We start from the raw sequence: 22,937 nt of genomic DNA on the forward strand, positions 1-22,937 counted from the left end.
AGGATTTGACATGACAGTCATCGTGACCGGCGCAGCCGGCTTTATTGGCAGTAACCTGGTAAAAGCCTTGAATGAACGGGGCATTACCGATGTTGTGGCGGTGGACAACCTCACCAAGGGTGACAAATTCCTGAATTTGGTGGATTGCGAAATTTCCGATTACATCGACAAACAGGATTTCCTGGCTCGGGTTGAGCGGGGTGAATACGGGCCTTGTGACGCCATTTTTCATGAAGGTGCCTGTTCCGACACCATGGAGCACAATGGCCTGTACATGATGAGCAACAACTTCCGCTACACCCAGGTGCTGTTCGATTGGGCGCAGCGAACGGGTACCCCGTTTTTGTATGCCTCGTCGGCCGCCGTGTATGGCGGCAGCAGCCAGTTCGTTGAGGACCGTGAGGTTGAAAAGCCCCTGAATGTGTATGGCTATTCCAAGTTTTTGTTTGACCAGGTTTTGCGACGTCACATCAAGGCGGGTCTGAAAGCGCCTGTTTTCGGGTTTCGCTACTTCAACGTGTATGGCGACCGAGAGCAACACAAGGGGCGCATGGCCTCGGTGGCGTTTCACAATTTCAACCAGTTTCGCGAAGGTGGCAGCGTCAAGCTGTTTGGGCCTTACGGCGGTTATGAGGCCGGTTGCCAGCAGCGGGACTTCGTGTCGATTGAAGATGTGGTGAAAGTGAACATGCACTTTTTTGAGCACGCTTCATCGGCGCCCAGCGGTGTTTACAACCTGGGAACCGGCCGTGCGCAGACTTTCAACGATGTGGCATTGAGTACCCTGAATACACTGCGCGTGGCGCATGGCCAGAGCGCACTCAGCCTGGCAGACGCCGTATCGGGTGGCTTTATTCACTACATTGAGTTTCCGGACGCGCTGAAAGGCAAGTACCAAAGCTACACACAGGCTGACCTGACCAACTTGCGAAAGGCGGGTTACACCGGGTCATTCTTCTCGGTGGAGGAGGGTGTTCAGCGGTATGTGAGTCGATTGATCAAAAAATTTGGCTGATTTTTTTAAAAAACCGAACTAATCGGAGCAGGCGGGCACTCATGTATGTTGGCTGATTCGGCCCTTGAACCGAATCGCCTAGCGGCCCAACGGGTTGCTGGGTCGCCAGCTGCTTGGTCTGTACAGGCGGGGTTTCGGCCCCGCGTGCAACAGCAAGTGTCTCTGTCTCCTCAAGCCCTGTTTAAGCCCGCCTCACGGCGGGCTTTTTTTTAGGCCACGGTGCCCGAAAAAAACCATTGAAACAACATCGCCAGCAGTGACATCAGGGCAGTTACCGACAGGCCCAGCGCCAATGCAACCGACACGACCACCATGCCGCTGGTCTGGCGGGTGTCTGGTGGATATTCCGGGTTCAAATCGGCGTTAAAACGCTCATCGGGCATGAGGCCATAGCGCATCGTGTCCAGCCAGCCTGCAAAGGCCGACAAGGGGAAAAACAGCATGTAGAACCAAAAGCGCTTGCGACCGGCGTAAATCCAGTGGGCGCCAAATGACCCGCCAATCAGGCTGAGCCAGCAAAACAGCAACTTGGATTTAAGGGGTTCTTGGGGGTTTGTGGTCATTTTTGGTCAGACAGCTTGTGAGTTTGGTCTACGCTGGATATAATAGCGGGTTATCGGATTTCGTAATGGCCCAAGTGTGGTTTGGCAGTGCTGAACCGGGTCGGAAATCAACATTCCATTTTGTGCTGGTGCCTGTGGTCTGAGCCTTTATACTTGGTTATAACGGCACCTCACACACCGTTTTTTGATAGAGGATATTATGGTCGTCATTCGACTCGCCCGTGGTGGTTCCAAAAAGCGCCCCTTTTTCAGCGTCGTGGCTGCTGATTCCCGCAACCGTCGCGATGGCCGTTTCATCGAGCGCATCGGCTTTTACAACCCAATGGCTCCTCAGGGTACCGAGTCCCTGCGCATTGCCATGGACCGCCTGACCTACTGGACCGGCGTGGGTGCACAGATGTCCGAAACCGTAGACCGTCTGGTAAAGCAGCAGTCCCAAAAAGCCGCTTAATTGGGTTGTTGACTGAGGGCAAATGCCCTTTTGAGCAGCCTGAACAGCAGATGAATTGCCGAGAGTCCGTGAGTGTCCTGCATTCGCGGACTTTTTGTTATTGGCGGGTTGCAAACGAGGAGTGCAGGTGAACAAACCCGATGATTTGATTGAGCTGGGCCGAATTGGTGAGCCCTACGGACTGAAAGGCCTGGTGAATGTGCTGCCATCGTCCGAACAGCCTGAGGTGTTGCTGAAAGCGCGCCAATGGTGGGTTTCACGCCTAAAGCCGACTGCAGATGGTGCCGTGCGCAAGGTGAACAAACCCACCGAAGACGACCTGTTGTACGAGCCTTTCAAGATATTGAGCGCCAAAGTGCATGCGGACCGTTTGGTCGCGCACCTTGAGGGGGTTGAGGATCGAGATCTGGCTGCCCGGTTCAAAGGTTGTCGTGTGTATGTGTCCAGGTCCCGGTTTCCTGCGTTGCCGGAAGGTGAGTTTTACTGGGTGGACTTGGTGGGTTGTGCAGTCACCAACGTGCAAGGTGTCGAGTTGGGGGTGGTGACGCAGGTGGCTGATCATGGCGCGCACGCCATTTTACAAGTCACCAAAGGCGACCTTGAGCACCTGATTCCGTTTGTGGAGGCGTATGTGCCCACAGTGGATTTGGCTGCCCGGCGTATTGTGGCCGACTGGCAGGAAGACTATTGATGGCCGGCCCACGGTTTGATGTCATCACCCTGTTTCCGGAACAATTTCCAGCCCTGTTGGAATTTGGCGTGGTGGGGCGTGCGCTAAAGCGGGGCTTGTTCAGCCTGAAGTGCTGGAACCCGCGGGACTTCACATTGGACCCTCACCGGACCGTGGATGATCGCCCGTATGGCGGTGGTCCCGGCATGGTCATGCTGGCTGAGCCCTTGGTCAAAACCTTGGAGGCCATCCGGACAGCGCGCGCACAGGTGCTGCCCGGGGAGGCTCAGGAGCCGGCTCCCCTGATTTACCTCACGCCCCATGGCCCCTTGTTGAAGCAGGGCCATGTTCGAGCTCTGGAACAGGACGGGCGCGGTGCAATTTTGTTGTGTGGACGTTATGAAGGTGTGGACCAGCGCTTTATCGACCACCACGTAGACCGCACCTTTTGCATTGGGGATTTTGTGTTGTCCGGTGGCGAATTGCCGGTGGCCTGCTTGCTCGATGCATGGGTGCGCCTGCTGCCGGAGGCCCTGAATCATGCGGAGTCGGCCACGCAGGATTCATTTGAAACCGGTTTGCTGGACTGTCCGCACTACACTCGGCCGGAAGTTTTTGAAAATAAAGCAGTTCCAGAGGTGCTTTTATCAGGAAACCACGCTAAAATAGCGGGCTGGCGTTTTGAAGAATCGAAAGTGTTCACAAAACGTCATCGGCCAGATCTGCTGGCTGCCTTTGAACAGGCCCAACCGCCCACTGCGGATGGACCGTCCAAAAGCAAACGCAGGCCGGGCTGAAACAGGTGGTTGTGGTTGGCGAGTCTGTCTTGTCAACTTTCAACCGTGATTGGTCATCCTCTGGCGGCCGCTCATTCAATGTGAACACAACAAGGTGCCGTTTACGATGGTTCGGAGATACTCATGAATTTGATTCAACAACTTGAGCAAGAAGAAATTGCTCGTCTGGGTAAAGAAATTCCCGCATTCGCTCCTGGTGACACCGTGATTGTGAGCGTGCGCGTGATTGAAGGTACCCGTTCCCGTTTGCAGGCTTACGAAGGCGTGGTGATTGCCAAGCGCAACCGTGGCCTGAACTCATCGTTCATCGTTCGCAAGATTTCATCTGGCGAAGGCGTGGAGCGTACATTCCAGTTGTACTCTCCCCTGATCGAAAAGATCGAAGTGAAACGTCGTGGTGACGTTCGCCGCGCCAAGCTGTACTACCTCCGCGAGCGTTCCGGCAAGTCCGCACGTATCAAGGAAAAGCTGGCCTTCCGCAACAACGACCAAGCTGGCGAGTAATCACTCCCCACTGGCCGGTTACGGTGCAGCTGTTCAAACGCCTCGGTTCGCCGGGGCGTTTTGCTTTTTGGGGGCTGCATGATATTCAGCTGCCACTCGACGTGATTACAGCGCCTTTGATTTTTTCAGGCCTGCACGGTCACACCCCTTGGCGACGGCCAATCTGTTGTTCAAAACCTGAGCCTCGCGATCGCTGAGGTCACCCCTCCAAACAGCGAGTCGGGATCGACCTCTGGGCCAGCTCGTTGAGCTTGGCCCACCGCGCCTGCTTGTCACGGTTTTGCAGATTGTCCTGACTGTCGCTGCAGGGGAGGTGAACCGTGCAGGCCGCTTAGACGGTGCTACCAAATTGCACCGAATCCTTTTGCCCCCAGCAATGCCGGTGTGCCCGGCGCCGAACAGTCAGCCCCCCGATCGGCTTGACCCGCACAGCATTCGAACACACGGACCGAGATGTTTGAGCCACGCAGTGGCGAGTTATCGGTCCGGTTCGACATGCGCGGGACAACCTTTACCTTTCGGGGGGGCGTTCGGCACGGGCTGCCGGTGTTGCTGGGGGCTAAGAAAGCACCGGGCTACCGAAGTTGCTGGGGGTAACCAAAAAGGCACGGGCTACCGGCACAACCTCAGCTCAACCACCAGGGCGTGTCTTCCGTCCATCGCTGAATATGCCGCCGTGTATTGGCTTCATCGAGTGGCATTTGCTGCGCAATCGCCCGTGCTGTCTCCAGCAGGTCTTTGTCCACCAAGGGGTCTGCATACCGAAGCGATGGCAGGCCCGACTGGCGTTTGCCCAGCAGCTCTCCGGGGCCGCGAATTTCAAGGTCTTTCTCGGCCAGGTAAAAGCCGTCGTCACTTTCATGCATGGCTTTGAGCCGTTGTTTGGCGGTTTGCGACAGTTCGCTGCCATACAACAGCACACACACACTTTGCAAGCTGCCTCGGCCAACTCGCCCGCGCAGTTGGTGCAGCTGCGCCAAACCAAAACGCTCTGCCTGGTCGATCACCATCAGGCTGGCGTTGCCCACATCCACGCCCACCTCAATCACGGTGGTCGACACCAGCAGGTCCACATTCCCTGCACTGAAGGCAGCCATGGTGGCTTGTTTCAGCTTGCTGTCCTGTTTGCCATGCAGCAGGGCAATGCGGCGTTTGGGCATGAGTTCCACCAAGGCAGCATACGTGGCCTCAGCCGCCTGAAGATCCAGCGTCTCGCTCTCTTCGATCAGCGGGCAGACCCAGTACACCTGTTGCCCCTTCTCAATTTCATGTTCAATCGCAGCCACCAGTTGCTCCCGCTTTTTCTGCGAGAGCAATTTGGTCACGATGGGTTGTCGACCCGGTGGCTTTTCATCCAGATTGGACACCGCCAGGTCTGACAAATAGGTTTGTGCCAGCGTTCGGGGAATTGGGGTGGCACTCATCATCAATTGGTGCGCAAGCAATCCATTGCCTGCCTTGGCGATGAGGCTCAAACGTTGAGCCACACCAAATCGATGCTGCTCGTCCACCACGACCAGCGCCAGCGACTTGAAAGCAACGGTGTCTTGAACCAGGGCATGGGTACCGATCACCACATCCAGTTCGCCCAGGGCCAGCGCCTCCAGCGTGGCTTTTTTCTCGCTTTTTTTCATGGCACCCAGCAGTTTTCCGCTGCGAATGCCCACACGTTCCAACAGGGGCTTTAGCTTGAAAACATGCTGCTCGGCCAGCACCTCGGTGGGGGCCAGCAATGCCGCCTGATGACCACATTCCACGGCCCGGATGCAGGCCAGCGCGGCCACCAGGGTTTTGCCGCTGCCCACATCGCCTTGCAACAGGCGTTGCATGGGGAAAGGGTTTTTCAAATCCTCAAAAATTTCCCGAACGGCCCGCTGCTGTGCGCCTGTCAGTTTGAATGGCAGGCCTTGAAGGAATTCTTCTACCAGCCCTTTGCGCACAGCCTTTTTCAGGGCTTGCGCTTTTTCCTGTGTGCGTTGGTTGCGGTATTCCTGAAGCAGCAGTTGCTGTGCGAGCAATTCGTCAACCTTCACTCGAACCCAGGCTGCATGGGTGCGCAGGTTAAGGTCAAACAATTGGCTGGGGTTTGCCTGGCCATGCAAGGTGTGCAATGTGGTGTCCCAGGGCAGAAGCTTGTGTCGCTGTCTCAGGGGTTGCGGCAGGGTGTCGATGAAGCAGGCGTCTGGCAGTTTTTTCATCCAGCGGTGCCAGTCGGCTTGTTTCACGCTGCCGGTGCTGGGGTAAACCGGTTCGAGTACACCCGATTGTGATCTGTCGGGCTCACCCGGTGAGCCTGATTCTGATTGCTCATCCACACGTGCCAGACGAATTTGAGGGTGAACAATTTCCAGCGTGCCGTAGCCTTGGCGGATTTGACCACTGATGTGAATGCGGGCACCGTCTGGCATTTTTTCGCGCAAGCCGGGGTAAAAATGCAGCCAGCGCAGAACCAGTGAGACTTCTCCGTCTTCCACCCACACGCGCAGTTGCTTGCGGGGTTTGTATTGAATTTCCGAGCCCACCACCGTGGCCACCAAATTGGCCTTTTGACCCACCTGCAGTGCATCCATGGCGGTCACGGTGACCCGGTCTTCAAAACGCAGGGGCAAGTGAAGGGCCAGCCCCATCCAGTGTGGGGCGTGAATCAGGCCGCCCACAGCCTCCGCCAGGTGCGCAGGCAGCGGGGTAAGCTCAGGAAACGGGGCGTTGCTGCTCAAAGGGCGAGAATGGCTTCCACTTCAAAACGGGCGCCTTTGGGCAAGCTGGCTACACCCACCGTGGAACGGGCCGGGAAGGGTGCGGAAACAAACTCCTGCATGATGGCGTTCACCTCGGCAAACTCACTCAGGTCGGTCAAAAACAGGGTGAACTTGACCACATTGGCCAGGCTGCCACCCGCTTGTTCTGCAACGGCTTTCAGATTGGTAAATGCCTGGCGGGCCTGTTCTGCAGTGCTGGGGCCGACCAAATCGCCCGTGCTGGGATTGAGTCCGATTTGGCCCGATGTGAACACCCAGTTGCCGAGTTGAATGGCCTGGCTGTATGGACCAATGGCGGCAGGGGCTTTGGGTGTGGAAATAACCTGTGGGGTGCTCATGAATGCGCTGTCGAAACAAAAGTGAAGATGGCGTCATGATACCGCTGGATGCACAGTCCGTTGGGCGCCGGCTTGCAGAGCGGTGGTTGCCAGTCAGCTTGATGTTTGCAATAATCAAAAATAGCGTTGTGATAGAAAACGTCAATGATTAGACGATCATTTGCCAACCTCTTGGCACATACAAGGAAATGCCCATGACCCTGACGGAACTGAAATACATTGTGGCTTTGGCCCGTGAAAAGCATTTCGGCCGGGCTGCGGATGCGTGTTTTGTCAGTCAGCCAACCCTGTCGGTGGCCATCAAAAAGCTGGAAGACGAATTGAACGTCTCTCTGTTTGAGCGGGGGTCCAACGAGGTTTCGCTGACGCCCGTGGGTGAGCGGGTGGTGGTTCAGGCGCAGCGTGTTCTCGAAGAGGCATCGGCCATCAAGGCGATTGCGCAGCAGGGCATGGACCCCTTGGCCGGTCCATTGCGGGTTGGGGTGATTTACACCATTGGACCGTACCTGTTGCCAGAGCTGGTGAGCCGCATGATTGAGGACCACCCGGGCATGCCACTGTTGTTGCAGGAAAACTTCACGGTGCGTTTGCTGGAGTTGCTCAAGCAAGGGGAGATTGACGTGGCAGTGCTGGCCTTGCCCATCAATGAATCCGGTTTTGTGATTCAACCGCTCTACGACGAACCCTTTGTGGTGGCGCTGCCCAAAAGCCACCGATGGGCCAACCGCGAAGCGATCGACTCGGACGAGTTGCGTCTGGAGAATATGTTGTTGCTGGGCACGGGGCATTGTTTCCGTGACCAGGTGTTGGGCGTCTGTCCAGAGTTGTCCCGGTTTTCGCAGTCGTCCGAAGGCATTCAACGCACTTTTGAAGGCAGTTCGCTGGAAACCATTCGCCACATGGTGGCCTCTGGCATCGGCATCACGGTGCTGCCGTCCAGTTCGGTTCCAGACCCCGTTCCCGACAATTCTTTGCTCACCTATGTTCCGCTGGCGGATTCGGACACACGCAGAACCGTGGCCTTGGTGTGGCGCAAGAGCTTTGGACGACGTGAGGCGGTGGAGGCTTTGCGGAACTGCATTCTGGAATGCAAACTCAATGGCGTACAATTTCTGGATTCGCCCCAGATGGTCCGTTGAGTTTGCATGGTTGCCCTGACACAAGCCCGGTTGCGAGAGTATTGGCTGCTGCTTCGCCTGGACAAGCCGATCGGTATTTTGTTGCTGATGTGGCCCACCTTGTGGGGGCTGTGGATGGCGGCCGAAGGCCCACCCTCGGGCTATGTGCTGTTTGCGTTTGTGGTGGGTGTGGTGCTGATGCGCTCTGCAGGCTGCGCCATCAACGATTACGCCGACCGGGACTTTGACCGGCATGTGGAGCGCACGCAGCACCGGCCATTGACCGCCGGAAGGATTACACCGCGTGAAGCCGTGGTTTTGGCGGCGGTGTTGTCACTGGTGGCGTTGTTGATCACGCTGCCCTTGGGATGGGCCACCATCGCCATGAGTGTGCCAGCGGCATTTCTGGCGGGCAGTTATCCATTCACCAAACGGTTTTTTCCCATGCCACAGGCTTATCTGGGCCTGGCGTTCAGTTTTGGCATACCGATGGCATTTGTCGCCATTCAGGGCGCGGTGCCCGCGCAGGCTTGGTGGGTGCTGTTGGCCAACCTGTTTTGGACCATTGCGTATGACACGGAATACGCCATGGTGGACAAGCCGGATGATTTGAAAATCGGTATCAAAACATCGGCGATTACTTTTGGGCGTTTTGATGTGCTGGGCGTGATGGTTTGCTACAGCCTGTTTTTGGGCATATGGGCCATGGTGGCATTCAGCCTCGGGTTCAAGCCCGTGTTTTGGCTGGCCTGGTGTGTGGCACTGGGCTTGGTGGGGTACCACTACACCCTTATCCGCAATCGCGAGCGTGCGCTGTGTTTCAAGGCATTTTTGCACAACAACTGGGTGGGGGCAGCCCTGTTTGCAGGGCTGTTGCTCAACTACTGCTGAGGTTTACTGCAGTTTTTTAAGCCCCTTTCTGCAATTCTTCAGCCCGGGCCATGGCAGCCTTGGCCCCTTCGACAATGCCCAGGCTCACCGCATGAGCCCGCATGGCTTCCAACCCTGCAAAGGTGGTGCCGCCTTTGGAGGTGACCTTTTCCCGCAGCGTTGCAAACGAGTCGCTGGATTGTGCAGCCAGTGTGGCGGCACCCAGAAAGGTTTGTGACACCAGGAGGTTGGCTTTCGCTTCATCAAAGCCCAGCGCGCGTGCACCTTCGGCCAGTGCTTCCATGAGGTAAAACACATAGCCTGGGCCACTGCCCGAAATGGCGGTGATGGCATTGATGCTGGATTCTTCATCCACCACCACAACCTTGCCGCAGCTTTCGAAGATGGCAGTGGCCTCTTCACGGTCTTCGCCATCGCAGTTGGCCGTGAAGTACAAACCAGACACACCTTCGCCCACCAAAGCAGGGGTGTTGGGCATGCAGCGCACCACCTTGGCGTCCACCTGGCCGCTCCATTGGCGGATTTGGGCCACACTGACGCCAGCGGCAATGCTGATGATGAGGCTGTCGCCAAGGCTTGCACCATGCGCTTGCAACACGTCCTTCATCATTTGCGGTTTAACCGCCAGCACCACCACTTCAGGGGCAAAGTTCTCGGGCCAATCGGCGCCGCATTCAATGCCCAGCGCATTGAGTTTTCGGGAGGCTTCGGGGCTGGGGTCGATGACCCTGAATTGGGTGGCATCTTCGCCTTGCGACAGTAGCCCGCCGATGATGGCGAATGCCATATTGCCGCCGCCAATAAACAGTGTGTGGTTCATGCTCTTCCTTGTGTGAGGGGTCAGTGGCGTGCGCCAAACAGGGCAGTGCCCACGCGGACGCAGGTGGAGCCGCATTCAATGGCCAGTTCCAGGTCGGCCGACATGCCCATGGACAGGGTGTCCAGGCTCAGTCCGGCTTCGTTGAGTGCGTTGAATGTTGTTCGGCAAATATTGAATTCACCGCGCAGTTGTTCAGTGTTCTCGGTGGGGCTGGGTATGGTCATCAACCCACGCAAACGAAGATTGGGTAGGCTGGCCACCGCTTGGCACAGTGCAACCGCATCGGCTGGGTTGACACCCGATTTGCTGTCCTCGCCGGAGGTGTTGATTTGAACCAGCACATTCAGTGGTGGCAGGTGCGCAGGCCTTTGCTCGGACAAGCGCTGGGCAATTTTGAGTCGGTCCACGCTGTGTACCCAGTCAAAGTGCTCGGCAATCGGCCTGGTTTTGTTGCTTTGAATGGGGCCAATGAAGTGCCACTGCAGGGCTTTGCAGGCAGGAAGCTCAGCCAGGTGGGTGATTTTATCCAAAGCCTCTTGCAGGTAATTTTCACCAAAGGCTGTTTGTCCCAGTGTGGCCATGTCCAGCACAGACTCGGCGGGAAAGGTTTTGCTGACAGCCAGCAGTTGGACCGATTGCACGTCACGGCCACTGCGTTGACAGGCTGCGCGAATGCGCTGCTGTATGGATGTGAGCCGTTCTTGGGCGCTGTTCATGCAGATGTTGGAATGTTGGCGACATTCCCAATGTGTTTCAACAAAGGTTATTTTCTCATGACCCTGACTGAATTGCTGAACTGGACGGTGGAGCTGCGCGGCTCGGACCTGCATTTGTCGTCCGACATGCCGCCCATGGTGCGTGTGGATGGCGATGTCCGCCGCTTGTCGGAGACCGTGCTGAACGCCCGCGAAGTGATGCAGCTGATTCGCAGCTCGATGACCGAAGGACAGCACGAGGCCTGGCAGCGGGACCATGAACACGATTACAGTTGGGAAGTGCAAGGCCTGTCGCGTTTCCGTGTGAACGCCTTCATGCAGGCCCGTGGGCCATCGGCGGCGTTTCGGGTGATTCCCAGCCGGGTGCGCACGCTGGATGAATTGGAGGCCCCTGCCGTGTTCCGGTCGGTGGCCCGTGAGCCCAATGGCCTGGTGCTGGTGACTGGGCCGACTGGTTCGGGCAAAAGCACCACGTTGGCGGCCATGGTCGATGAGGTCAACCGACATCAAAAAGGACACATCCTCACCATCGAAGACCCCATCGAGTTTGTGCACAACCCCATGAATTGCATTGTGAACCAGCGCGAACTGGGCGAGCACACCCACTCGTTTTCGGCAGCGCTGAGAGCGGCCCTGCGCGAGGATCCGGATGTGATTCTGGTTGGTGAAATGCGGGACCTGGAAACCATTCAACTGGCCCTGACCGCAGCCGAAACCGGCCATTTGGTGTTGGCCACGCTTCACACCTCCTCGGCACCCAAAACCATCGACCGGATCATCGATGCCTTTCCGTCCGCAGACAAATCCATGGTGAGGACCATGCTGTCGGAGTCACTGCGCGCTGTGATTTGCCAGACCTTGTTGAAAAAGCAGGGTGGTGGCCGAGTGGCGGCGCACGAAATCATGTTGGCCACGCCGCCCATCCGCAACTTGATTCGGGAAGGCAAGGTGGCCCAAATGGTGTCTGCCATCCAAACCGGCGCGCAGCAAGGCATGCAAACCATGGAACAGGCCATACAGCGCCTGTTGGTGACCGGAAAAATTGCCCGTGAAACGGCGTCCTCAGTGCTCTCGAAGGTGAACGCATCATGATGTTTGGAAGACTGGTACAACTCTCTGTCGATGAAGCCGATACACTCAGTGTTTCGACTCAACAGGCTCATCGCGGGAGACAGACATGGCCACGGGCGTTTATCAATTTTCTACGAAAACATTGGATGGCAAGCCGCTGGAATTAAAGGACTTTGCCGGCAAGGTGCTGCTGATTGTGAACACCGCCAGCAAGTGTGGGTTTACGCCGCAGTACGACGGTTTGCAAAAACTGCATGAAGAGCTGGGCCAAGACGGCCTGGTCATTATTGGCTTTCCATGCAACCAGTTTGGCAAGCAGGAGCCGGGTGATGAAAGCGCCATCGGCGCGTTTTGCCAGAAGAACTACGGGGTTAGTTTCCTGATGTCTGAAAAGATTGATGTGAACGGTTCGGATGCCCATCCGCTCTACCAATACCTGACCAAAGAAGCCAAGGGTATTTTGGGCACATCGGCCATCAAGTGGAATTTCACCAAGTTCCTGATTCGCAAAAACGGTGAGGTGTATGACCGATACGCCCCCACCACCAAGCCTGAAGACCTCAAGGCAGATATCCAGAAATTGTTGGCCGAATAAACCGTTTACTCGCTGGGGGTGGTGCCCTCGGCGCGTGGTCGGTAGATGCCGCGTGTGAGCGGTATTTCAAACAGCCGGCATTCGATGGCCCCGTTGTACAACGGGGCTTTTCGTTTGGGGCTCAGGTTCAAGGTTTTCTTGATCTCCAGGTCACCCGAGAACAGGAAAGCGGTCCAGCCCGAAAACTGGTGCTTCAGCACATCGCCATAGGCTTTGAACAGGCGCTGGTAGGCCTCGTCCTCGGGCACGTCGGCCCCTTTTGCCCTAACCCGTTCACCATAGGGCGGGTTGGACAACACAATGCCCGTGGGTGCCGGTGGTTGAACAGTCAACGCATCGCGCTGCGAAAAAATCACCAGCCCTTCATCCACCAGTTCACCAAAACCGGCCCTGTCGCAGTTGTCCACGGCCATTTGCACCAGTGCCTCGGTGATGTCACTGGCATGCCAGCGGAAGTGCTTTTCTGCCAAGGCACGGTCCAGCCCTGCATTGAAGCGTTTGTTGGCGTCTTGCTGCAATTCTTCGCCCCAGGCTGGGTCGTACACCTTGAGGTTTTCGAAAGCAAAACGCCGCTCTAGCCCGGGTGCCCGGTTGCACAGGGCCGACAGCGATTCAATCACCAAGGTGCCGCTGCCACAGAAAGGGTCCAGATAATGCGCGGGCCTTTCTTCCGCCAAGGCTTTGCCAGCCTGGCTGTTGGCCACAATGGTCCACAGGCCGGCGGCCAGGTTTTCCTTCAGGGGCGCAACGCCTTTGTCTTCACGCCAACCCCGTTTAAATAGGTTTTCACCCGCTAGGTCGATATACAGCACCGCTTCATTGGGCGAAATGGCGCCAAATACGCGGACATCCGGGTTTTCAACACTCACATTGGGCCGCTCATCGAACTGTTCAATGAAGTGGTCACAAATGGCATCTTTGAGGCGCAACTGTGTAAAGCGCAGGCTGTTGACATCGGCCCCCAGGTTGTTGAGGTCAACCCGGAATGTGTGGCTGAGCTTGAACCAGTTGTGCCAGTCCACGGCTTTGGCCAGTTTGTAAAAGGTTTCGTCGCTGTCGCAGGGGGCTTTCATGACCTGCAAGCCGATGCGACCAGCCAGGCGGCTCCAGTAGGTCATGCGTGTGGCCTGGCGCCAACTGGCCTGAAAGTGCAGGCCGCCCGGAACGGGTTTGCAGTTGGAGGCACCCCACTGTTCCAGTTCGGTTTGCAGCAGGGCTTCCAGGCCGCGCGGGCAACTGGCAAAACACTCGAAGGTGCTTTGCCGGGTTGAATTCACGGGTTTTCCGGGTTTGATGGACAGGGTATTCAAAACGGTTTGCCCACCACGAGGATGATGGCAATCGCCATGAGCACCACAGGCACTTCATTGAACCAGCGGTAAAAGGTGTGGGTTTTGGTGTTCAGGCCTTTTTCGAACTTGCGCAACAGCCGACCACAGCCGTGGTGGTAACCCACAATCAGCAACACCACCAAAATTTTGGCGTGAAACCAGCCGTTGGGCGGCGCAATGCCTATTTGGTAAATACCCACCAGTGCAAAGCCCAGCAACAGGGCTGGAATGGCCAGCAGGGTCATGAAGCGATATAGCTTTTGCGCCATCAGCAAGAGGCGTGCATTGGCCTTTTCATCGGTTTCCATGGCCATGTTGACAAAAATGCGGGGCAGGTAAAACAGGCCTGCAAACCAGGACGCCACAAACAGGAGGTGAAACGACTTCACCCACAGATAACCATTCATTGCAAATACTCCTTGTGTGTTGTTGGCGGGTCGGTGTGTTACTGGCGAATTTCGCCGTGACCAAACACCACCCATTTCTGACTGGTTAAGCCCTCCAGCCCAACGGGACCGCGGGCGTGGATTTTGTCGGTGGAAATGCCGATCTCGGCGCCCAGACCATATTCAAAGCCATCAGCAAACCGTGTGGAGGCATTGATCATGACCGATGCCGAGTCCACTTCACGAATAAACCGCATGGCGTGGCTGTGGTTTTCAGTCACGATGCTGTCGGTGTGTTGTGAGCTGTACCGGTTGATGTGTGCAATGGCCTGGTCCAGGCTGTCGACCACTTTGATGGACAGAATGGGGGCCAGGTATTCGGTGGACCAGTCTTCCTCGATGGCTGCTTTGGCCGTTGGCAAAAGCGCGCAGGTGCGACCACACCCCCGCACCTCAACGCCTTTGTCCGCGTAGATTTTGCCCAGTGCTGTCAGCACGGGTTTGGCCAAATGCTGATGGATCAGCAGGGTTTCCATGGTGTTGCAGGTGCCGTAGCGGTGGGTTTTTGCGTTGTCGGCAATCGCGATGGCTTTCTCAAGGTCTGCTGACTCATCAATGAACACATGGCAAATGCCATCCAGGTGTTTGATGACAGGCACCTTGGCTTCACGCGAAATGCGTTCAATCAGGCCCTTTCCACCGCGAGGCACAATCACGTCCACGTATTGGGTCATGGTGATGAGCGCACCCACCGCAGCACGGTCTGTGGTGTCGATGACCTGCACCGCCGCGGCGGGCAAGCCGGCCGCTTCCAGGCCTTGTGCCACCAGCTTGGCCAAGGCTTGGTTGCAGCGAAATGCTTCGGAACCGCCACGCAGAATGGTGCTGTTGCCCGACTTGATGCACAGGCCGGCCGCATCCACGGTGACATTGGGACGCGCCTCGTAGATGATGCCGATCACGCCCAGCGGCACGCGCATTTTGCCCACCTGAATGCCCGAGGGGCGGTTTTTGAGGTCGGTCATTTCGCCGATGGGGTCGGGCAGTTGGGCAATTTGTTCCAGGCCCTCAGCCATGGTGTCGATGGCTTTGTCGCTCAGGGCCAGTCGGTCGAGCAAAGCGAGCTCCAGGCCGTTGGCCTTGGCTTGGTCAAGGTCAGCCTGGTTGGCCGCACGCAGGGCAGCTCGCTGTTCGCGGATCAGGCGGGCTGTTTCCAGCAGGGCCTTGTTTTTGGCGTCGGTATTGGCACGGGCCATGGCCGCGGAGGCCTCGCGGGCCTGTCGTCCAATCTCTAGTACGTCGTTTTCAATGCTCATGGTTGGTCTTCCGGTGTGGCCTGGTTGTATTGCCCAATTGCTCGGTGCCGGCCTTGCACCCCTGTTCGACGCGTTCGGCGCGTTTCAGTTCATGCGTGTGGGGGCGGAGCCACCCCGGCAATGCCCAGCCCGATGATTTCAAGCAGGGTCCAGGGGTTGCCAGCCTTCATGCCTTTGATGGTTTTTTCCGCGCTGTAGCACCAGGCGGTCAGATTTTGCAGGCTGGTTCGGTTGTGCCGTTTCAGCGCTGCGCTGATGTGATTCTGGCGCGCACCCCAGATTCTATGTTGTCTGCAGGCATCCGCCAATGCCATGCCCTTTCTAATCGCCATCTGGGTGTCGCGAATGGCGCGAATTTCCTCTTGGAGGGCCCACAGCACCAAAGTTGAGGCTTCCCCTTCCGCTTCCAGGCCCTGAATCATCCTCGCCACCCGGCGGGTGTCGCCACCCAGCAAGCTGGGGCCCAGGTCGAAGACGTTGAAGCGGGCGGAATTGGAGACCATGGCCTGAACGGTGTCGAAGGGCACTGGGCCTTGGTGTTCAACCGCCAGTTTTTCAATGGCCTGATGCGCTGCCAAGAGATTGCCTTCGGTTTTTTCGGCCAGCCAGGTGGCCGTTTCCCTGTCCAGCTTGAGCCCTTTGCGTTGGGCCGATTGAACGATCCAGGCAGGCAGGTTTTCTGCAGTCACGGGTTTGCATTGGATTTCGCAGCCCAGTGTCAGCAGTTGCGCAAAACCGTCCGATTTTTCCTGCGTTTTGTTGAGTTTGGGGCCCAGCACCAAGAGATGGTGAGCAGTTTCCCCGGCCTTGATCCATTGGGCAACCTGGGTCAGCGCTTCGGCAGCGTCTTTGTTGAGCTTGGGTTGAGTCAGTCGAACTTCGACCAGCGACACGTCGCCGAACAAAGAGGCTTCAGCGAACTGCGCCAGAAACTCTTGTGCATCAAACTGTCGGTCCATGTCCAGCACATGCCGTTGATACTCGGTGCTGCGCTTGAGCCGTTGGCGGTACAAGTCTGCAGCCTGTGTACTAAACAGGGGTTCGTCAGTGAACAGGCACACCAGCGCTGGCAGTGGCTGTTGGCCTGCGGCAGGGTCTAACCAATGGTCCAGTGAGATGGGTTTCAAGGTTTGGCGTTGCCCTTGTTCAGTTTCAAGGCCGCCAGGCGAACCGAAATTTGACGCGCAATGTCGCGTTGCATTTCGGTGTACAGGTTGGCCTCTTCCATTTCCTTGCCCAGAATTTGATCGTCGCTGTAGGTGAGTTCACGGCGTTGCTGCAAGGTGGTGGTGGCAATCAGGAAATCGCCGTTTTTGTCGGTGACTTGGTAGTCCAGGTCGTAGGTGAGGCGAACTTCCCGAGCCCGGCCTGACGCACTGAAGGTCACAATGCTGCGGTCCCGCTTTTCCTTCAGCAAGGTGAGTTTCAACGGGGCCCCATCGCTTGGGTTCACCACGATGTTCATGATCTGCATCTGCAGGTTCATGTTGCGGTTCATTTCGGTCTTTTCCATGCCGCGCAGTTCAATTCGATCGAAGTCGAAGGTGTACTGCCCGCGCAGTTGAAAGCCGCATGCCGCCAGCAAGCAAACAGACAGCAGCAGGGCGCTCAGGGTGTGGACTCGTGTCATGAATACGCTTTGCAAAGTGAAACCCATCCGATGGTTGTATTTGTTGATTGCTGTACCTTACACCACAATATTGACCAACTTGCCAGGCACCACAATCACTTTTTTCGCAGGCTTGCCTTCCATGAACTTTTGGGCGGCTTCACTGGACAGCGCGGTGGCTTCAATGCTGGCTTTGTTAGCCTCGGCCGGTACTTCAATGCTGCCGCGCAGTTTGCCGTTGATTTGCACCATCAAGGTGAGCTCAGATCGCACCAGTGCTTGTGCATCCACTTCAGGCCAGGGCGCATCCAGAAGCTCACCCAATGAGCCTGTGTAGCCCAGCGCTTGCCACAGGTGGCAGGTGAGGTGCGGCACAATCGGGTAAAGCACGCGCAGCAAAATGCCCATGCCTTCCACCAACACGGCCTTTTCATCGTCGGTGTTGGCTTGTGGCGCAAATGCATCCAGCGTGTTCAGCATTTTCATGCCGGCCGACACCACGGTGTTGTACTGGTTGCGGTCGTAGTCGAAGTTGGCTTGCTTCAAAATGTCGTGCACTTCACGCCGGGTGTTTTGTGCTGCTTTGCCAAGGTTGGTCGGCAGTGCGGTTTGTGCAGTGAACACCGCTTCAAAATTCGCACCCAAGTGGAACAGGCGCTTGAGGAAGCGATGCGCACCCTCCACACCAGAGCTGCTCCATTCCAGGCTTTGCTCGGGCGGCGCTGCAAACATGGTGAACAGGCGGGCTGTGTCGGCACCGTACTGGTCGATGAGGGCCTGCGGGTCGATGCCGTTGTTTTTGGACTTCGACATTTTCTCAACGCCGCCAATGTGCACCGCTGCACCATTGGTTTTCAGCTTGGCAGAGATGGGGCGGCCTCGGTCGTCGAAGCTCACTTCCACGTCGTCGGGGTTGATCCAGGTTTTCTTGCCGTTGGCTTCTTCGGTGTAATAGGTGTCGTTCAGCACCATGCCTTGGGTGAGCAGGGCGGTGGCGGGTTCGCGGAATTTCACCAGGCCGAGGTCGTTCATGACCTTGGTCCAGAAGCGGCTGTACAGCAGGTGCAAAATCGCGTGTTCAATGCCGCCAATGTACTGGTCCATGGGCATCCAGTAGTCGGCGCGGGCATCGGTCATGGTGTCGGCGTCGTTGCACACATAGCGCGTGAAATACCAGCTGGAATCCACAAAGGTGTCCATGGTGTCGGTTTCCCGACGCGCCGGCTTGCCGCACTTGGGGCAGCTGCATTGGTAGAAGGCTGCGCTTTTCGCCAGCGGGTTGCCGCTGCCATCCGGCACCAGGTCTTCGGGCAGCACCACGGGCAGGTCTTTTTCGGGCACAGGCACATCGCCACAGGTGTCGCAATAAATGATGGGAATGGGGGTGCCCCAGTAGCGTTGGCGGGAAATGCCCCAGTCGCGCAGGCGGAACTGGATTCGCTTTTCGCCCAGGCCTTTGGCGGCCATGGTGTCGGCCACCCAGTTCACCGCATCGGTGTGGCTTTTGCCGTTCAGTTCGCCTGAATGGATGCAAACACCGTGCTCTTTGTCGCCGTACCAATCGGCCCAGGCGGTGGCGTCAAAGGCTTGGCCTTTCACATCAATCACCTGTTTGATCTCAATGCCGTATTTCAGGGCAAAGGCAAAGTCGCGTTCATCGTGCGCGGGTACGCCCATCACGGCACCGTCACCATAGCTCATCAGCACATAGTTGCCCACCCACACGGGCACGTCTGCGCCGGTGATGGGGTGCTTCACGGAAAGCCCAGTGGGCATGCCTTTCTTTTCCATGGTTGCCATGTCGGCCTCGGCCACGCCACCCGCTTTGCATTCGGCAATAAAAGCTTGCAGCTCGGGGTTGTTGGCGGCAGCCAGTGTGGCCAGGGGGTGCTCGGCTGCAACGGCTGCGAAGGTCACACCCATGATGGTGTCGGCCCGGGTGGTGAACACATACAACTTGCCGTCCTGCACCAGTTTGCCATCCGCACCCGCAATGCTGTGCGGGAAGGCAAAGCGCACGCCGGTGGATTTGCCGATCCAGTTTTCCTGCATCAGCTTGACGCGTTCGGGCCATTGAAGGTCTTTCAGGTCGTCGAGCAATGCGTCGGCATAGCTGGTGATGGCCATGTAATACATGGGGATGTCGCGCTTTTCCACCACCGCACCCGAGCGCCAGCCGCGCCCATCAATCACCTGTTCGTTGGCCAGCACGGTTTGGTCAATCGGGTCCCAGTTCACCGTGCCGGTTTTTTTGTAGACGATGCCTTTTTCCAGCATCTTCAAAAACAGCCACTGGTTCCATTTGTAGTATTCGGGTGTGCAGGTGGCCACTTCCTTGGACCAGTCAATGGCCAGGCCCATGGATTCCATCTGCTTCTTCATGTAGGCAATGTTGCTGTAGGTCCAGGCGGCAGGTGGTTTGCCGTTGGCCATGGCGGCGTTTTCCGCAGGCATGCCGAAGGCGTCCCAACCCATCGGCATTAAGGTGTTGTACCCCTTCATGCGCTTTTGGCGAATCATCACGTCGTTGATGGTGTAGTTGCGCACATGGCCCATGTGCAGTTTACCGCTGGGGTAGGGCAGCATGGACACGCAGTAGTACTTGGGTTTTTCCCGGCCCTGGGCGTCTTTGGCAAAGGCCTCGGCCTTGTAGGCGTCGGTGGACTTCCATTGGCCCTGTACGGACGATTCGATGTCTTGGGCGGCGTATTGGTTGAGCATGGTGGTGATGGAATGCAAAAAATCAGGCCCGCCGGTTTGGTCACTTGGGTGAACAACGCCGGTTTTTCAGGGGTTTGGGGCAATCTTTCATTATATCGGGCTTTGTGTGGGTTTCGACGTCGCGTGAGTTGGGGCTGCACCGGTGTTGCGGCAATAACACTGTTAAAATCAACAGCCATCGAACCTTGGAATTGTGCACGTGTCCCTACTCGACAACCTGAACCCTGAGCAATTGGCCGCTGTTACCCTGCCGCGAGAATCAGCCTTGATTTTGGCGGGCGCTGGCAGTGGCAAAACCAAGGTGCTCACGGCGCGCATTGCGTGGTTGATTCAAACCGGGCAGGTGGGCCCAGGCGGTGTGCTGGCGGTGACATTCACCAACAAAGCGGCCAAGGAAATGCTGCACCGCATTTCCAGCATGCTGCCCATCAACACCCGCAGCATGTGGGTGGGCACGTTCCACGGCCTGTGCAACCGAATGTTGCGTGCCCACTGGCGTGAAGCGGGTTTGCCGCAGGCTTTTCAGATTCTGGACATGCAGGACCAGTTGTCGGCCATCAAGCGCATGTACAAGGTGCTGAACATTGATCCCGAAAAATTTCAGCCCAAACAACTGGCCTACTTTATTGGCTCAGCCAAAGAGCAAGGTTTGCGCCCCAAGGACGTGGATGCTTTCGATGAGTACCACCGCATGATGGTGAGGCTGTACGAAGCCTACGAGGCCCAATGCCAGCGGGAAGGCGTGGTGGATTTTGCCGAGCTGCTGTTGCGCAGCTTTGAACTGTTGGGCGCCAACCCGGCTTTGCGTGAACATTACCAGCAGCGCTTCCGTTACATTTTGGTGGACGAGTTTCAGGACACCAACACGCTGCAGTACCAGTGGTTAAAGCGTTTGTCGGGCCCTCAGGGGTGCATTTTCGCAGTGGGCGATGACGACCAGTCCATTTACGCGTTTCGGGGCGCACGGGTGGCCAACATGAGCCAGTTTGAGCGCGACTTCGATGTACAAAACCGCATCAAGCTGGAGCAGAACTACCGCTCGGTGGGCAATGTGCTCAAAGCGGCCAACGTGTTGATTGCGCACAACAAGGCCCGCTTGGGCAAAGACTTGTGGACCGACGCTGGCGAGGGCGAACCGATTCGTGTGTATGAAGCCATCAGTGATCAGGATGAGGCGGGCTTCATCATCGACCGCATCAAGAAACTCATCACGGAAGAGGGCATGAGCCGGTCCGATATTGCCATTCTTTACCGGTCCAACGCCCAGTCGCGGGTGGTGGAACAAGCCCTGTTCAATGCGGGTATTCCGTACCGGGTGTATGGTGGTTTGCGCTTTTTTGAACGCGCTGAAATCAAGCACGCGCTGGCCTACTTGCGCTTGCTGGACAATGCCGACGATGACAATTCCTTCTCACGGGTGGTGAATTTCCCAACCCGGGGCATTGGTGCGCGCAGCATTGAACAACTGCAGGATTTGGCCACGCAGCAGGGTATTTCACTGTACCGGGCCATTCCGCTGATGGATGGGCGTGCCCAAGCCAGTCTGCAAAAATTTGCTCAGCTGATTGAACGACTGCGCTTTGAAACCCGGGGCCTGGGGTTGGCCGAGCTGGTGGACAAAGTGGTGGTGGAAAGTGGTTTGCTGCAACACTTTGAAACCGACAAGGATGGTGAAGACCGGGTTGAAAACTTGAAGGAATTGGTGAACGCAGCTGCCTCGTTTGCAGTGGCAGAGGGCTATTTCCAAGACACCCCAGCCACCGAGATGGATGCTGAAAAGCTGATCACACCACTGGCCGACTTTTTGTCGCATGCCTCTTTGGAAGCCGGCGACAACGCGGCTGCCGCCGGTGAACAAGCTGTGCAATTGATGACAGCCCATGCGGCCAAAGGGCTCGAGTTCCATTGCGTGTTTGTCACTGGGCTGGAGGAGGGCTTGTTCCCCCATGAAAACAGCGTTGGCAACACCATTGAAGCGGGCGATGGCACCAGCGTGGAGGCGGTGGAAGAGGAACGCCGCCTGATGTATGTCGCCATTACCCGTGCCCGAGAGCAACTGTTTTTGAGTTATGCCCAACAGCGCATGCTGCATGGGCAAATTCGTTACCACCTGCGGTCGCGTTTTCTGGATGAGTTGCCGGAAGATGTGTTGAAATGGCTGACCCCGAAACGGGCTCATATTGCGAGCTCGGGGTGGGATGCATTGGATGCCAAGTCCTGGAATAACACAGCCAGTTTTGGCGGTGGAAAGGCCTACACGCAGAAAGCGGCCAACCGGCCTTACCCCATTGGCACCGGGGTGGAGCATGCCAAGTTTGGTCAGGGTGTTGTGGTGGCCTATGAGGGCGAAGGCGACGACCAACGCATACAAATCAACTTTGGTCGCCAAGGCATGAAGTGGCTGATGCTGAGCTTGGCCAAGCTCAGCAAGGTGTGATCAGGCTTGTGCCTGGAAGTGTTCTGGGTCGTGCTCAAACACAGCGGTGTAGCTGGGGTAGAACGTGGCCAACGACGCACTCATGACCACCGCCATGGTGAGGATGTTGAGTGCACTCAACAGCGATGCGGGCAGGCCCAAGAGGCTGAACACCGCCACCACTGCTGAGCAAAAACCCACACTGAGAATAATCCAGCCCATGCCATAAATGAGAAATGCCGACTTATTGCGCCACACGGCCACCCAGCTCGAAAACAGTGCTTGGCCTGGCGACATGCCATGCCACACCACCAGCACCGGCGCAAACCAGAACGCCAGAATCACGGGCAGGCTGGCCAAGGCCACCACGCTGAGATAACTGGCCATGTACTCATAAAACCGGACGATGTGGTCCGGATCCATTTTTTGTACATTGCTGACGTCCAGCGTGGGCTGTCCACCCAACACAGCATTGGCCAGCAGCCGGATGGCAGCAAAACTGACGGTGTACACAAACCCCAGTTGAAGCAAACGTCGCAAATGGGGCCGATGTGCCTGCCCAAAACCTGCAAACAGAATCGAGGGCGAAACGCGCAAACCGGACTTCATCATTTTGCCTGCGAGCATGATGCCGAAGCCCAAAGCCGGCGTGAGCAGCGTGACCACTGCTGCACCCAACATGGGGATCAGCATGCCCACAAACAGCAGAATGAACAGATAGGTGTTGCCCAATAGAAACAGTTCAGACGGTTTTTTGCGAAACAGGGAGAGACCTGTCATTAGCCATTCCCAGCCCTGGCGGGGGGTACAAATGTGCAGGTGTGTGGCCATGTGGATACTCCTGTGGCCC

General features: G+C 56.9%; 22 protein-coding genes. 10 read left to right on the forward strand and 12 right to left on the reverse strand.

What is annotated here, in order from left to right; all coding sequences use genetic code 11:
- The first annotated feature begins 10 nt into the window (after positions 1-10).
- Positions 11-1,015: an ADP-glyceromanno-heptose 6-epimerase gene (gene rfaD / locus VGE55_RS02555; RefSeq protein ID WP_331130157.1), complete on the forward strand. Its 1,005-nt coding sequence runs from the start codon at positions 11-13 to the stop codon at positions 1,013-1,015.
- A gap of 209 nt (positions 1,016-1,224) precedes the next feature.
- On the opposite strand, the gene VGE55_RS02560 is transcribed toward rfaD, so the two are convergent.
- Positions 1,225-1,578 (reverse strand): hypothetical protein, encoded by a 354-nt coding sequence (locus VGE55_RS02560; RefSeq protein ID WP_331130158.1) that lies wholly within the window; start codon positions 1,576-1,578, stop codon positions 1,225-1,227.
- Positions 1,579-1,777: 199 nt separating this feature from the next.
- Here VGE55_RS02560 and rpsP point away from each other — a divergent pair, with 199 nt between their 5' ends.
- The 4 genes from rpsP to rplS all read left to right on the forward strand — a co-directional run bounded on the left by rpsP (position 1,778) and on the right by rplS (position 4,000).
- Positions 1,778-2,029, forward strand: coding sequence for a 30S ribosomal protein S16 (gene rpsP, locus VGE55_RS02565; protein WP_331130159.1), 252 nt, complete (start codon positions 1,778-1,780; stop codon positions 2,027-2,029).
- 127 nt (positions 2,030-2,156) lie between these two features.
- Positions 2,157-2,720, forward strand: a complete 564-nt coding sequence (gene rimM / locus VGE55_RS02570; protein WP_331130160.1) for a ribosome maturation factor RimM — start codon at positions 2,157-2,159, stop codon at positions 2,718-2,720.
- On the forward strand, positions 2,720-3,496 hold the full coding sequence (trmD, locus tag VGE55_RS02575; protein WP_331130161.1) for a tRNA (guanosine(37)-N1)-methyltransferase TrmD: 777 nt from the start codon (positions 2,720-2,722) through the stop codon (positions 3,494-3,496). Before rimM ends, trmD begins: the two co-directional genes overlap by 1 nt.
- A 123-nt stretch (positions 3,497-3,619) precedes the next feature.
- Positions 3,620-4,000 carry a 50S ribosomal protein L19 gene (rplS, locus tag VGE55_RS02580; protein WP_256764356.1) on the forward strand — a complete coding sequence of 127 codons (381 nt, stop codon included), beginning with the start codon at positions 3,620-3,622 and terminating at the stop codon, positions 3,998-4,000.
- A gap of 626 nt (positions 4,001-4,626) precedes the next feature.
- Here the strand turns inward: rplS and recG are convergent.
- Together recG and VGE55_RS02590 are read right to left on the reverse strand one after the other, a co-directional pair.
- Positions 4,627-6,717 carry an ATP-dependent DNA helicase RecG gene (recG, locus tag VGE55_RS02585; RefSeq protein ID WP_331130162.1) on the reverse strand — a complete coding sequence of 697 codons (2,091 nt, stop codon included), beginning with the start codon at positions 6,715-6,717 and terminating at the stop codon, positions 4,627-4,629.
- Positions 6,714-7,097: a RidA family protein gene (locus tag VGE55_RS02590; RefSeq protein ID WP_331130163.1), complete on the reverse strand. Its 384-nt coding sequence runs from the start codon at positions 7,095-7,097 to the stop codon at positions 6,714-6,716. The genes recG and VGE55_RS02590 overlap by 4 nt, the downstream gene beginning before the upstream one ends.
- A 194-nt stretch (positions 7,098-7,291) precedes the next feature.
- Here VGE55_RS02590 and VGE55_RS02595 point away from each other — a divergent pair, with 194 nt between their 5' ends.
- Together VGE55_RS02595 and ubiA are read left to right on the forward strand one after the other, a co-directional pair.
- Positions 7,292-8,236 (forward strand): LysR substrate-binding domain-containing protein, encoded by a 945-nt coding sequence (locus VGE55_RS02595; protein WP_331130164.1) that lies wholly within the window; start codon positions 7,292-7,294, stop codon positions 8,234-8,236.
- Positions 8,237-8,242: 6 nt separating this feature from the next.
- A complete protein-coding gene (ubiA, locus tag VGE55_RS02600) occupies positions 8,243-9,106 on the forward strand; it encodes a 4-hydroxybenzoate octaprenyltransferase (protein WP_331130165.1) in 864 nt (287 codons plus the stop codon).
- Positions 9,107-9,122: 16 nt separating this feature from the next.
- Here ubiA and proC read toward each other — a convergent pair whose 3' ends face one another.
- Positions 9,123-9,926, reverse strand: a complete 804-nt coding sequence (proC, locus tag VGE55_RS02605) for a pyrroline-5-carboxylate reductase (RefSeq protein WP_331130166.1) — start codon at positions 9,924-9,926, stop codon at positions 9,123-9,125.
- A gap of 20 nt (positions 9,927-9,946) precedes the next feature.
- Positions 9,947-10,642 carry a YggS family pyridoxal phosphate-dependent enzyme gene (locus tag VGE55_RS02610; protein ID WP_331130167.1) on the reverse strand — a complete coding sequence of 232 codons (696 nt, stop codon included), beginning with the start codon at positions 10,640-10,642 and terminating at the stop codon, positions 9,947-9,949.
- Positions 10,643-10,699: 57 nt separating this feature from the next.
- Here VGE55_RS02610 and VGE55_RS02615 point away from each other — a divergent pair, with 57 nt between their 5' ends.
- A complete protein-coding gene (locus VGE55_RS02615; protein WP_331130168.1) occupies positions 10,700-11,734 on the forward strand; it encodes a type IV pilus twitching motility protein PilT in 1,035 nt (344 codons plus the stop codon).
- An 85-nt stretch (positions 11,735-11,819) separates the two neighbouring features.
- Positions 11,820-12,308: a glutathione peroxidase gene (locus VGE55_RS02620; protein ID WP_331130169.1), complete on the forward strand. Its 489-nt coding sequence runs from the start codon at positions 11,820-11,822 to the stop codon at positions 12,306-12,308.
- A 5-nt stretch (positions 12,309-12,313) separates the two neighbouring features.
- Here VGE55_RS02620 and VGE55_RS02625 read toward each other — a convergent pair whose 3' ends face one another.
- The 6 genes from VGE55_RS02625 to leuS form a co-directional block, all read right to left on the reverse strand.
- Positions 12,314-13,618, reverse strand: a complete 1,305-nt coding sequence (locus tag VGE55_RS02625) for a THUMP domain-containing class I SAM-dependent RNA methyltransferase (RefSeq protein ID WP_331130170.1) — start codon at positions 13,616-13,618, stop codon at positions 12,314-12,316.
- Positions 13,615-14,046 carry a CopD family protein gene (locus VGE55_RS02630; RefSeq protein WP_331130171.1) on the reverse strand — a complete coding sequence of 144 codons (432 nt, stop codon included), beginning with the start codon at positions 14,044-14,046 and terminating at the stop codon, positions 13,615-13,617. Before VGE55_RS02630 ends, VGE55_RS02625 begins: the two co-directional genes overlap by 4 nt.
- A gap of 38 nt (positions 14,047-14,084) precedes the next feature.
- Positions 14,085-15,341 carry a glutamate-5-semialdehyde dehydrogenase gene (locus VGE55_RS02635; RefSeq protein WP_331130172.1) on the reverse strand — a complete coding sequence of 419 codons (1,257 nt, stop codon included), beginning with the start codon at positions 15,339-15,341 and terminating at the stop codon, positions 14,085-14,087.
- Positions 15,342-15,430: 89 nt separating this feature from the next.
- A complete protein-coding gene (holA, locus tag VGE55_RS02640; RefSeq protein WP_331130173.1) occupies positions 15,431-16,468 on the reverse strand; it encodes a DNA polymerase III subunit delta in 1,038 nt (345 codons plus the stop codon).
- Complete coding sequence (gene lptE / locus VGE55_RS02645) at positions 16,465-16,971, reverse strand: LPS assembly lipoprotein LptE (RefSeq protein ID WP_331130174.1); 507 nt, start codon at positions 16,969-16,971, stop codon at positions 16,465-16,467. The genes holA and lptE overlap by 4 nt, the downstream gene beginning before the upstream one ends.
- A 57-nt stretch (positions 16,972-17,028) precedes the next feature.
- A complete protein-coding gene (gene leuS, locus VGE55_RS02650) occupies positions 17,029-19,671 on the reverse strand; it encodes a leucine--tRNA ligase (RefSeq protein WP_331130175.1) in 2,643 nt (880 codons plus the stop codon).
- A 199-nt stretch (positions 19,672-19,870) separates the two neighbouring features.
- On the opposite strand from leuS, the gene VGE55_RS02655 reads away from it, so the two are divergent.
- Positions 19,871-22,108, forward strand: coding sequence for a UvrD-helicase domain-containing protein (locus tag VGE55_RS02655; protein WP_331130176.1), 2,238 nt, complete (start codon positions 19,871-19,873; stop codon positions 22,106-22,108).
- Here VGE55_RS02655 and VGE55_RS02660 read toward each other — a convergent pair whose 3' ends face one another.
- Complete coding sequence (locus VGE55_RS02660; RefSeq protein WP_331130177.1) at positions 22,109-22,918, reverse strand: BPSS1780 family membrane protein; 810 nt, start codon at positions 22,916-22,918, stop codon at positions 22,109-22,111.
- Positions 22,919-22,937: the final 19 nt, after the last annotated feature.

The sequence above is a fragment of the Limnobacter sp. genome (genome assembly GCF_036405155.1).
In the GTDB taxonomy this organism is placed as follows: domain Bacteria; phylum Pseudomonadota; class Gammaproteobacteria; order Burkholderiales; family Burkholderiaceae_B; genus Limnobacter.